This is a genomic window from Streptomyces griseorubiginosus (assembly GCF_036345115.1).
Lineage (GTDB): Bacteria > Actinomycetota > Actinomycetes > Streptomycetales > Streptomycetaceae > Streptomyces > Streptomyces griseorubiginosus_C.
Window position 1 is genome coordinate 8,730,024 of record NZ_CP107766.1, and the last position, 10,765, is coordinate 8,740,788.

At 72.0% G+C, this 10,765-nt stretch carries 12 protein-coding genes; 2 read left to right on the forward strand and 10 right to left on the reverse strand.

The features are described 5' to 3' along the window. Window positions 1-48 precede the first annotated feature (48 nt). The 7 genes from OHN19_RS39305 to OHN19_RS39335 all read right to left on the reverse strand — a co-directional run bounded on the left by OHN19_RS39305 (window position 49) and on the right by OHN19_RS39335 (window position 5,564). Entirely contained in the window at window positions 49-282 is a 234-nt protein-coding gene (locus OHN19_RS39305; protein ID WP_330268775.1) for a hypothetical protein, read from the reverse strand. Beyond that, window positions 215-529: a hypothetical protein gene (locus OHN19_RS39310; RefSeq protein ID WP_330268776.1), complete on the reverse strand. Its 315-nt coding sequence runs from the start codon at window positions 527-529 to the stop codon at window positions 215-217. Before OHN19_RS39310 ends, OHN19_RS39305 begins: the two co-directional genes overlap by 68 nt. Before the next feature lie 542 nt (window positions 530-1,071). After that, the gene (locus OHN19_RS39315) at window positions 1,072-2,055 is read right to left on the reverse strand and encodes an isopenicillin N synthase family dioxygenase (protein ID WP_330268777.1); all 984 of its coding nucleotides are present in this window, start codon (window positions 2,053-2,055) and stop codon (window positions 1,072-1,074) included. A gap of 134 nt (window positions 2,056-2,189) precedes the next feature. Beyond that, a complete protein-coding gene (gene mmuM / locus OHN19_RS39320; RefSeq protein ID WP_330268778.1) occupies window positions 2,190-3,101 on the reverse strand; it encodes a homocysteine S-methyltransferase in 912 nt (303 codons plus the stop codon). Next, window positions 3,098-3,847: an amino acid ABC transporter ATP-binding protein gene (locus tag OHN19_RS39325; RefSeq protein WP_330269815.1), complete on the reverse strand. Its 750-nt coding sequence runs from the start codon at window positions 3,845-3,847 to the stop codon at window positions 3,098-3,100. Before OHN19_RS39325 ends, mmuM begins: the two co-directional genes overlap by 4 nt. Next, window positions 3,847-4,677, reverse strand: coding sequence for an amino acid ABC transporter permease (locus tag OHN19_RS39330; protein WP_330268779.1), 831 nt, complete (start codon window positions 4,675-4,677; stop codon window positions 3,847-3,849). The genes OHN19_RS39325 and OHN19_RS39330 overlap by 1 nt, the downstream gene beginning before the upstream one ends. Further along, the gene (locus OHN19_RS39335; protein ID WP_330268780.1) at window positions 4,674-5,564 is read right to left on the reverse strand and encodes an ABC transporter substrate-binding protein; all 891 of its coding nucleotides are present in this window, start codon (window positions 5,562-5,564) and stop codon (window positions 4,674-4,676) included. The genes OHN19_RS39330 and OHN19_RS39335 overlap by 4 nt, the downstream gene beginning before the upstream one ends. Before the next feature lie 169 nt (window positions 5,565-5,733). Here OHN19_RS39335 and OHN19_RS39340 point away from each other — a divergent pair, with 169 nt between their 5' ends. Beyond that, window positions 5,734-6,516 (forward strand): IclR family transcriptional regulator, encoded by a 783-nt coding sequence (locus tag OHN19_RS39340; protein WP_330268781.1) that lies wholly within the window; start codon window positions 5,734-5,736, stop codon window positions 6,514-6,516. Window positions 6,517-6,528: 12 nt separating this feature from the next. Here the strand turns inward: OHN19_RS39340 and OHN19_RS39345 are convergent, their stop codons facing one another. Beyond that, complete coding sequence (locus OHN19_RS39345; RefSeq protein WP_330268782.1) at window positions 6,529-7,278, reverse strand: IclR family transcriptional regulator domain-containing protein; 750 nt, start codon at window positions 7,276-7,278, stop codon at window positions 6,529-6,531. A 351-nt stretch (window positions 7,279-7,629) separates the two neighbouring features. Here OHN19_RS39345 and OHN19_RS39350 point away from each other — a divergent pair, with 351 nt between their 5' ends. After that, complete coding sequence (locus OHN19_RS39350; RefSeq protein ID WP_330268783.1) at window positions 7,630-8,901, forward strand: sulfite oxidase; 1,272 nt, start codon at window positions 7,630-7,632, stop codon at window positions 8,899-8,901. A gap of 53 nt (window positions 8,902-8,954) precedes the next feature. Here OHN19_RS39350 and OHN19_RS39355 read toward each other — a convergent pair whose 3' ends face one another. Further along, the gene (locus OHN19_RS39355) at window positions 8,955-9,776 is read right to left on the reverse strand and encodes a DUF1684 domain-containing protein (protein ID WP_330268784.1); all 822 of its coding nucleotides are present in this window, start codon (window positions 9,774-9,776) and stop codon (window positions 8,955-8,957) included. 61 nt (window positions 9,777-9,837) lie between these two features. Beyond that, window positions 9,838-10,761 carry an LLM class F420-dependent oxidoreductase gene (locus tag OHN19_RS39360; protein ID WP_330268785.1) on the reverse strand — a complete coding sequence of 308 codons (924 nt, stop codon included), beginning with the start codon at window positions 10,759-10,761 and terminating at the stop codon, window positions 9,838-9,840. Window positions 10,762-10,765 lie beyond the last annotated feature (4 nt).

A 10,765-nucleotide genomic window follows, 5' to 3' on the forward strand; every position in this document is an offset into this window, starting at 1 on the left:
ACGGGGCTTGCGGCGCGGGAGCGGGGGCGCTATCGGCAGCAGGGGCGATCAGTCGAAGTGGCGGACGAAGACGTCCGACTTGCCATTGGTGCCGCCGGGCACGATGTCGTCGGCCGTGGACTGGAAGACCACGGCCCGCCCACCGGCGGTGACCGAGTCGGTCCCGGCCGAGGCGGGCTGGTTCGAGACGATCTCGTCGGGGCCGGTCTCCAGATCACGCAGCCCGAGCGACGGTCCGTCCGGGTCGTACGGGGCACAGCAGATAGCGGCCGGCGGGATCAATGGCCACGCCTCGTACGTTCGGCACCTGTTGTTGGGCGCCCGAGCTCACGTCGTGGACATAGGTGTCGGAGCCCGAGAGGTAGACGACCTTGCTGCCGTCCTCGCTGAGCTGGACCAGAGCCGCCGCCTTGGACGGGCCCTCGAACGGGTCGGATGTGGTGCCGTCGGTCCGGTCCCACACGAAGACGTCCTCCGCCGCGCCGTCCTGGTAGGCGACATAGCAAGCGTTGCCGCTGATGGACGGCAAGGACGGGAGGGTGTGGTCGAAGTGGGCGATGGCCGCTTGGTGTTGTAGTCGATCTCGGAAGTCGTTCTGACCTGGACCTGTCTGATCCGATGGTTGTTGAACCACATGTGGGGATAGGCGAGATGTTCCCCGTCCCCGCTGATCACCGGGGGCTGGAGGGGGCTCTGGTAACCCATCCGCTTGGTCGGCCCGGTCCGCTGGTCGCGGAGGAACACCCTGTCGCCTGCCGTCGTGTCGCCGGGTATCAGGTTCTTTGCCGACGAGGTGAAGACGATACGGCGGCCGTCGGTCGTGATCGAGGCGCCGGCGGAGCTCTCGTCGGCCCCAGTGCCGTCGTCCGCGACACCGATCCTCTCGACGCCGGCACCGCCGTCGCCCGCGATGCCCATGTACTCGGCTGCGGCCGCTCCGCGCGACACCGCCGTGACCCCTGTCCACCGGAGGCTCACCAGCGTGCAACCGGGATGGCGCTGTGGGGTCAAGGCGCCACATGACGTATCGAGAGGCGTGGCCACAGACCGCTGCCCCGGCTGCGCTGACCGTCAAGCGACGGTCAGCTCCGGATGATGCTTCTTCACCACCGCGGGGTGGGCGCGGACCCAGCCCTTGAGCTCGTTCCAGCCGAACTCCGCGAACAGCGGGTTGTCCGGGTCCTCCGTCACGCCCGTCGCGGCCGACGCTCCGGGGAAGGGGAGCGGGGCGATCCGGGCGTCGAGCCGGGGGTTGTAGAAGAACGGTGCGGAGAAGCGCTCGCGTGATCCCGGGGGAGACACCACGCGGTGGTTCGTCGCCTTCAGGTAGCCGTTCGTCGCGACCTCCAGCAGCTCGCCGAGGTTCACCACGAACGCCCCCGGCAGATACGGCACATCGATGAAGCCCTGCCCGTCCGGCGTCTCCACCTGGAGTCCGGGCACCTCGTCCGTCAGCAGCAGGGTCAGGAAGCCGTAGTCCTTGTGCACGCCCACGCCCTGGTCGTCCCCCTCCGGTGCCCGGCCCGGGTACCGGACCAGTTTCAGGTGGTTGCGCGGGTGGCCGGAGAAGGCGTCGTCGTAGAAGTCCTCGGGCCCGCCGACGGCCGCGAGCAGCTCGTGCAGCAATCGGTGGGCGACTGTGCTGAGCCGGGCCATCCACTCCAGGGCGACCTCACGCAGGACGGGCAGGGCCGGGGGCCACTGGTTCGGCCCCTCCAGCCACCAGTAGGGCGGCTCGCCCGGGGCCGGCACGTGAGCGGGCAGCTCGTTGCTGATGTCGAGCTGGTCGCGCCAGTCGCGGCGGCCCTGGGTGTGCTCGTTGCCGGTCCGTGTGTAGCCGCGGAAGTGGGGCGAGTTGAGGTTGTCGAGGGCGTGCCGGTCGGCCTCGGGCAGGGTGAAGAAGTCGCGGGCGGTACCGAGCAGCCGGGCCTGCTCGGCGGGGGTGATGCCGTGCCCGACCAGCTGGAAGAAGCCGACGTCACGGGCGGCCCGGTGGAGCGCGTCACGGTCGGGAGCGGACAGGTCGATCACCGGGAGGGAGGCGGGCTGGGACATGGATGGTGTTCCTTGCGAGTGGTGCGTGTACGAGGAGGGGGCGAGCGGGGATCGCTGGTTCCCGGCGCCGGGCCGGGAGCGCACCCCCGCGGAGTGGTGCATGTCGCGGGCGTGCGCTCGGGCTTGGAGTGCCCTCAGCGGCCTGTCGGTGTGGCGTCGAGGCGGTCGGCCAGTTCCTTGATCTCGGCGGGGCCGACCCGGCAACAGCCGCCGACGAGCGCCGCGCCGGCGGCGAGCCAGGAGGGTGCCAGGTCCGCGATCTCGTCCTGGGCGCCGAGCCAGCTACGGGTTCCGGGATCCCAGACGCCGCCACCGTTCGGATAGACGACGCCGGGCAGCCCGGTGTTCAGGGCCAGCGCGGCGGCCGCGTCGGCGGCGGGGGCGCAGTTCACCCCCGTCGCGACCACGGCGTCACTGCTCCGGGCCAGCGCGAAGGCCTCCGTCAGCGGCTGTCCCGCGCTGGTGGTCGTCCCGCGGATGCTGTACGAGAGCCAGGCCGGGATGCCCAGGCCGTCCAGTGCGGTCAGCACGGCCTCGGCCTCCCGCAGGTCGGGGATGGTCTCGACGGCGAAGACGTCGGGGGCCGCCTCGGCCAGCGCCTCCAGCCGGGGCCGGTGGAAACGGGTCAGCTCGGCCACGCTGAGGCCGTAGTCGCCCCGGTATTCCGAGCCGTCGGCCAGCATCGCGCCGTAGGGGCCCACGGACGCCGCGACCCAGCGCCTGCCGCCTCCCTCGGACGCGGCGGCTTCGGCGGCCTCGCGGGCCAGGGACACGCTGCGCCGCAACAGTGCCGTGGTCTCGGTGCGGGAGATGCCCAGGCGGCCGAAACCGTCGTAGGTGGCCTGGTAACCGGCCGTGATGGCGACCTGCGCGCCCGCCGTGAAATAGGCGCGGTGGACCGCCGTGATCGCCTCGGGGGCGTCGCGGAGCAGGCGGGCGGACCAGAGGATGCCGCTCAGATCGTGGCCCTGGGCCTCCAGCTCGTTGGACATGCCGCCGTCCAGGACGAGGGGGCCGGCGGCCAGGGCGTCGCGGAAGGTCGTCACAGCACTCTCGTCACGAAGTCGCGGGTACGGGGATGGTCGGGGGCGGTCAGGACGCGGGTGGGTGGTCCGGACTCCAGGATCTGTCCGTCGTCGAAGAAGACGACTTCGTCGGCGACCTCGCGGGCGAAGCCCAGCTCGTGGGTGACGACGAGCATCGTCATGCCGTCGGCGGCGAGGCCGCGCATGACGTCCAGGACCTCGCCGACCAGTTCCGGGTCGAGGGCGGAGGTCGGCTCGTCGAACAGCATGAGCTTCGGCCGCATCGCCAACGCGCGGGCGATGGCGACGCGTTGCTGCTGGCCGCCGGAGAGCTGGGCGGGGTAGGCGTCCCGGCGGTCGGCGAGACCGACCCGGTCGAGGAGGGCCAGCGCCTCCTCGGTGGCCCGGGCGCGGGGGCGGCCCGCGCCGACCGGCCCCTCGACGACGTTGGCGAGGGCCGTCAGGTGCGGGAAGAGGTGGAATCGCTGGAAGACCATGCCGATGTCACGGCGTTGCCGGGCCAGGTCGCGGCGGCGCAGTTCGCGCAGCCCGTCCCGGTACGGCTCGTACCCGATCGGTTCGCCGTCCACCAGGATCCGGCCGCCGTCAGGCCGCTCCAGACGGTTCACGCATCGCAGGAAGGTGGACTTCCCCGACCCGGAGGGCCCGATCACACAGGTGACCGTCCCGCGCGGTACGGACAGGTCGATTCCGCGCAGCACCTCCCGCCCGGCGAAGGACTTGCGCACACCGGTGGCCTCGATCATCATCGGCTGCCGCCCTTCGCGAAGTGCCGTTCGAGGTAGTGCTGGCCGATGTTCAGCAGGGTCGTCACGGCCAGGTACCAGATGCTGGCGACGATCAGCAGCGGGATCGTCTCGTAGGTGCGGGCGTACACGATCTGCACGGAGTACAGCAGCTCCGCGTAGGCCAGCACGCTCACCAGGGAGGTCGTCTTGAGCATGGAGATGGTCTCGTTGCCGACCGGCGGGATGATCACCCGCATCGCCTGGGGCAGGACGATCCGGCGCAGGGTCCGGGCCCGGGACAGGCCCAGCGCGTCCGCCGCCTCCAGCTGACCGTGGTCGACCGAGACGATCCCGGCCCGGATGATCTCGGCGAGATAGGCGGCCTCGTTGAGGCCGAGGCCCAGCAGGGCCGCGGTGAAGGTCGTGATGACGGAGTTCGCGGGGACGTCGCCGATCGCCGGCAGGAGGGGCAGGTGCAGGGACAGCGTCGGGTACAGGGCGGAGATGAAACCCCAGAACAGCAGCTGGACCAGGAGCGGGGTGCCCCGGAAGAGCCAGATATAGGCCCAACTGACCGTCCGGGCAACGGGGTTCTCCGACAGCCGCATGAGTGCCAGCGCGATGCCGAGCACGAGCCCGATCGCCATGGCGGCGGCGGTGAGTTCCAGGGTGGTCAGCAGGCCCCGCAGCACGGTCCGGCTGAACAGCCAGGCGCCGACCGTCTCCCAGCCGAAGCGCCGGTTCGTGATCAGCGACTGGGCCAGGCTCGCGGCCAGGAGCACGACCACGAGGGTCAGCACCCACTGCCCCGGTCGGCGACGTCGGTAGACCGGCAACTCCGCGCTCATGAGGCCGCGTTGATCTCGAACTCGTCCAGGGCGCCGGACTCCAGGCCCCACTTGGCGAGGACCTGCTGGTAACCGCCGCTCGCCTTGAGGTCCTCCAGAGCCGACTTGAGCAGCCCGGTCAGCTCGCTGTTCTTCGGTACGGCGATGCCGAAGGGCGCGTTGCCGTACGAGTCGCCGGCCACCTCCAGCTTGCCGCCGGACTGCTTGGCGGCATAGGCGGCGACCGGCGAGTCGGCCAGGGCGGCGTCGGCGCGGCCGCTGGTCACGGCGAGGTTCACACCGGTGCCGTCCGGGAAGGTGCCGACCTTGATCGGCGTCTTGCAGGTCTTCGCCCGGGCCGGCAGGTCCACGAGCGCCTGCGTGGACCCCTTCGCCACGGCGACGGTACGGCCGCACAGAGAGTCGCCCTGGGGCTTCAGCGCCTCGGGATTGCCCGACGGGACCAGCAGGGACGTGCCCGCGTCGAAGTAGGTGACGAAGTCGACGACCTTCTCCCGCTCGGCGGTGTCCGTGAAGGAGGAGACGCCGAGCTGGTACTTGCCCGACTGCAGGCCCGGCAGGATCGAGTCGAAGGGCACGTTCACGATGGTGACCTTGACGCCGAGGACGGTGCCGATGGCCTTGTCCAGGTCGGCCTCGGCACCGACGACCGTCTTGTTGTCGGCGGCGAAGAAGTCCATCGGCGGGTAGCTGACGTCACTGGCGACCGTGATCCCGCTCGCCTTCAGGGCGGCCGGGACCTTGGCGGCGAGCGCGGCGTTCTTCGCGATCGGAGCCGTGGCCCGGGAGGCGCTGGAGGAGGCACCGGCCGGGTCGGAGGGGTCGGCGCAGCCCGCCAGGAGCAGTGCCGCGGAACCGAGGAGTACTAGCGGGCGCAGAGCGGACAAGGGGAACTCCTGACGAGCCTGATGTGCGAGGGATGGCTGGAGACTATCCCCGGATGCGTAATAGGCAAATCCAGTTGCTCATGATGCACGCACCTTGCAATGAACCTGCAATGTCCGCGCAATGATGGGCACGCAGCGGCGCCGCGGCCCGGCGTATGCTCGGCCCGCGATGACCACCGACAGCAGCCTGAAACGCGGCCTGGCCGTACTGCGACTCTTCGCCCGGCACCCGTCGCAGGACCCGCGCGGCCACACCGCCGCCGAGGTCGCGGCGCTGCTTGGGCGCGAACGCAGCCAGGTCTCCCGCATCCTGCGGAACCTCGAAAGCGCCCGCTTCCTGCGCCGTGATCCCGCGTCGCTGCGCTACTCCGTCGCCTGGGAGCTGTACGCCCGTGCCCAGCAGATCACCGAGGCACGACTGCGCCGGGACGGCCGCACCGCGCTGGAGGGCGTCGCCGCCGACACGGGGGAGTGCGCCTACCTGGGAGTCCTGCGGGGCGCCAGCTCGGTGACGATCCTCGAGTCGATGCCGCCTGCGCTGTCCTCGTTCGTGTCCTGGGTGGGCCGCGCCTATCCCGCGTACTGCAGCGACGCCGGACAGGCCCTGCTGTTCGACGCCGACGACACCGAGGTGGCGGCCGTCCTCGCACGCACCGCCTTCGTCCGGCACGGCCCCAACACCCCGGCCGACCTGGACGACTTCATGACCCGGCTGGACGCGGCCCGCAAGCGCGGCTACTCGATCGTCGACCAGGAGGCCGAGCCCGGCCTGTACTCGCTCGCCGCTCCGGTCAGGGACTTCCGGGGGGAGATCGTGGCCGCCGTGCAGGTCGTCGGCCCCCGCCGCCGGCTGGAGCCCGCGACGGCCGCCTGCGCGGACTCGGTGGTCCGCTGGAGCGACTGGCTGACGGCGGCGCTGTGTTCCACGGACGGAGAAACGGACGCGGACTGAGTGCCCGTCGGTTCAGCCGAGCAGGGAGGCCAGCCGCGCCGCCGCGTCACCGATCGCGGTGACGAGCTCCTCCCGGTCGTCCCTGGCCGCCGCGTGCGGTACGACCGCGCTGACCGCCGCGACGACATCTCCGTGCGGATCCCGCACCGGCGCCGCCACCTCCAGTACGTCCTCGTCGTACTCGCTCTCGCAGACCGCGATCCCACGTCCGGCGTCCGCGGTGACCCGCGCCAGCAACTCCTCCACGGTCCGCGGCGCGTAGGGGCCACCCGCCCCGATGAAGTCCTCGCCGCCGAGGAGTCGGGCGATCTCCTCCCGGGACCGGTCGAAGAGCAGTGCCCGTCCCGCCCCGGTGCACCAGACCGGAGTCAGCCGCCCCGCCCGCGCCCAGGAGAACTCGGCCCAGGCCGCCAGCTCGGCCCGCACCGAGAGCACCATCGCCCCGCGGAGCACGTCCACGTACGCACACGCCCCGAACCGGACCACCAGCCCCCGCAGCAGCGCCCGGCTCTCCACGCCCCACGGACCGGCCTGGGCCGCGACGGCCAGCAGATCCGCCCCGGCGCGGAACTCGTGGCCGTCCCGGGCGAGTGTCCCGGTGCCGACCAGATCCCGCAGCAGCCGCGACGCCTGCCCCTTGTCCAGCCCGCTGTCCTCCGCCAGCCGGACCACACCGGGTCCCCCTCGGCTGTCGAGCTCCCCGCGGAGCACCCGCTCCACCAGCCCGAGCCCTCGAGGCAGTGCACCCGTCGCCACGTCCATGCGCCGGATGCTACAGATTCCGGGGATCACCTGCCCGCCCGTGACGCCGTACCTGCCCGCGAACGAACACCTCCGGCTGCACCAACTGCCCTGCACAGCAGGTTCGTTGACACCGACCGAACTACGTGCTTCCATCCCGTCATGTCTCTGCCGGAGCCGCTGACCCGCCGCCGTGCCGTGGACCTCGTCCGCGTCGCCGCCGCGCTGTGTCGTCTCCACGGCTGACCGGCTTTTCCCGGTTCTCTTCCTCGACGGCCGCGTCGCGCTTGCCCCGTTGGTCTCAGTAGGCCCGTCGAGGACGCTCCCACGCGCTCCGAGCCCTTCTCCTCTCCCACATATGACGGGACCGCCATGTCCGCTTCCCGCTCCGCCGCCCACCACGAGATCGCCTACGACCGCCGCAGGCTGCGCCAGTGGCTCGCCGGCGAGGCCAGAGCGGACGGCGTCACGCGGCGTCGGCTGCTGACCCTGCTGGCCGCGACCGCGACCGCCACCGCCCTCCCCGTGCGGAATCCGGCGCACGCCGCCGACTCCCCGATCGTCAAGCCGTTGCCGCCCGAGTCGTTCATCCAGCGCGGCACCAACGCCGAGACCCGCTGGGAGGCGCTGCGCGGAACCGGTCATCACACCCCCAACGCACTGTTCTTCGTCCGCAACCACACCGCGACGCCCGTCCTGGACGCGGGCGACTGGCGGCTGAGACTGTGGGGTGACGGGCTGCGCGGCACGCCCGCCGAGGACAAGCCGGTGGAGTTCGGCTACGACGATCTGCGCGCCCTGCCCGCCGTCACCCGGACCGCGTTCGTCGAGTGCGCCGGAAACGGCCGCAGTTTCTACACGACACAGCAGGGCGAGACGGTCACCGGTACCGCGTGGACGCTGGGAGCGGTCGGCGTCGCGCGCTGGCGCGGGGTGCGTCTGGCCGACGTACTGCGCAGGGCCGGGCTGTCCCCGTACGCCGTGGACGTGCAGCCCCGTGGCCTGGACGCCGAGTACGTCAGCGGTGGCGAGAGCCTGGGGCGGGTACGTCGGCCGCTGCCCGTGGCCAAGGCGCTGGACGACGTGCTGCTCGCGTACGAGATGAACGGCGAGCCGCTGCCGTACGACCACGGGTACCCGGTGCGGGTGCTCGTGCCCTCGTGGGTGGGGATCGCCTCGATCAAGTGGGTCGGCGACATCCAGGTGTCGGCACAGCCCCTGTACTCCCCGTGGAACACCACCTTCTACCGGCTGTTCGGGCCCTCCTACCCGGAGCACGGCAGTGCGCCGCTGACCCGGCAGACGCTCAAGAGCGCCTTCGAGCTGGCGAGCGGCGCGACGTTCGCGGCGGGGGAGAGCCACGTGCTGCACGGCCGGTCCTGGTCGGGCGCGGGCGGCATCGCGCGGGTCGACGTCAGCACCGACGGAGGGACGCACTGGCGGCGCGCCCGACTGCACGACCGGCCGCGTCCCGGCACCTGGACGCGCTGGTCCCTCCCGTGGACGCCCGGGACACCTGGTCCGACCCACCTGCTGGCCCGCGCCACGGACACGGCGGGCCGGACCCAGCCGGACACCGCCGTGCCCAACACGCAGGGCTATCTGTTCGACGCGGTCGTGCGGCACCCGGTGACCGTGGTCTGAAACGGAGTGTCGACTTCTGCCTCAGCGCGAGGAACCCCGGGAGGGCGTCCCGCTCACACGCCGCCGCGTTCGCGGGGGATCTTCTGGCCGGCCTCGATCGCCACCGGCAGCCGGTTCTCGGCCGGGGGCAGCGGGCAGGTCGCCAGGTCCGTGTAGGCGCACGGCAGGTTCGCGGCGCGGTTGAAGTCCAGGACGACCGTGCCGTCGGCGGCGGGCGGATCGAGGGACAGGGTCCGGTTGGCGGCGTAGGTGGTGACCCCGGAGGTCGCGTCGGTGAACAGCACCGTCAGACCCGCACCAGGGCCGGGAAACGCGGTCAGCGACAGCGGGTTCCCGTCCAGCTCGAACTCGACCCGGCCCGGAGCGTCGTACACGTGCTCGAGGCCCTCGACCGCGGCGCCCACGGTGGTCGGCCGCGGTGCGTCGAAGGGGACGTAGCGGCCCGTCACGGCCCAGCGCGGGTCGGGGGCGTAGGCGGGTGTTCCGGTGAAGGAGGTGCGCAGCGGTGCGTCCGGGTGCCGGGGGCGCAGGATGTCCTGGCCGCCGCGCTTGGCGACCTCGATGACGGCGTCGTTCCAGACGGCGTCCACCCCGCCGCGCTCGGGGAGCACGCCGAAGCGGTGCTCGCCGTGCACCGGAGTCCCGTCGACGACCAGTTCCTCGTCCTCGTCGAGTTCTACGACGACGCCCTCGGGGCCGGTGCGCCACGCGCCCGGCGCGTCCGGGAAGCGCTGGGGGCGGTCGTCGAGCCAGTGCAGGCCGGTGATCGCCAGGAACCCGTGCGGGGCGGCGAGCCGGGCCTCCTGGGCGCGGTACCACTCCAGCCAGGTCTCGGTGAACGCGTGGAGGTCCGTGGTGGTGGCCTCGGTGGTCATGGGGAATCTCCTTGGTGCCGGGGGCTTCGGGGCGGGGGAGGGGGCGGGTCGATGGGTGGACTCAGCGGGCCAGTTCGCCGAGGAGTCGCCAGGTGCGACGGCGGTCGGCGTCTCCTGCCATCTCGGTGACCGAGAAGACGACCTCGGTGGCGCCGGCGTCGCGGTAACGGCGTACCTCGGCCTCGACGGTCTTCTCGTCGCCGATCACGGCCAGGTCGGCGGCCCGCCGGGCGCCGGAGAGCTCGATGACCCGTGCGTAGGACGGGAACTGTTCGTAGAAGGCGAGGTCCTCGGTGGCCTTGGCCCGTACCGTGTCGACGTCGTCGGTGACCACACCGGGCACCAGGGCCACGATCCTGGGCGCGGGGCGGCCCGCGGCCTCGGCCGCGGCGGTCAGGGCGGGCACGATGTGGTCCGCCAGGGCTCGCGGTCCCGCCAGATAGGGCAGGATCCCGTCGGCCAACTCACCGCTGACCCGCAGCGCCTGTGGCCCCATCGCGGCGACGAGCAGGGGGACTCCGCTCTCGGCACCCGGTACCCGTGCCGGGATGGGGGTGGTGGCGGTGATCAGCTCGCCGTGGAAGTCGGCCGTGCCGGTGTCGGTCAACTGCCGCAGGGCGGTGAGGAATTCGCGCAGTCGGGCGATGGGCCGTTCGAAGGGCAGGCCGAAGCCCGTCTCGGTCAGCAGTTTCGTGCCCAGAGCCAGCCCGAGGTGATAGCGGCCGTGGGTCGCGGCCTGGGCGGTCTGGGCCTGGCTGGAGACCAGCAGGGGGTGGCGGCCGAAGACGGGGATCGCGGAGGTGCCGACCTGCAGTCCGGGGACCGCCCGCCCGACGATCGCCGCGAGCTGGGGGGAGTCCGCGCCGAAGGTCTGCCCGAACCAGGCCGACGTGAGACCGAACTCCCGGGCCTCCTGGGCCAGTTGGACGGTCGCGTCGACCTGGTTCGGCGCGTCGGACGCGTTGAGCGCTACTCCAAGAGTCATGTCA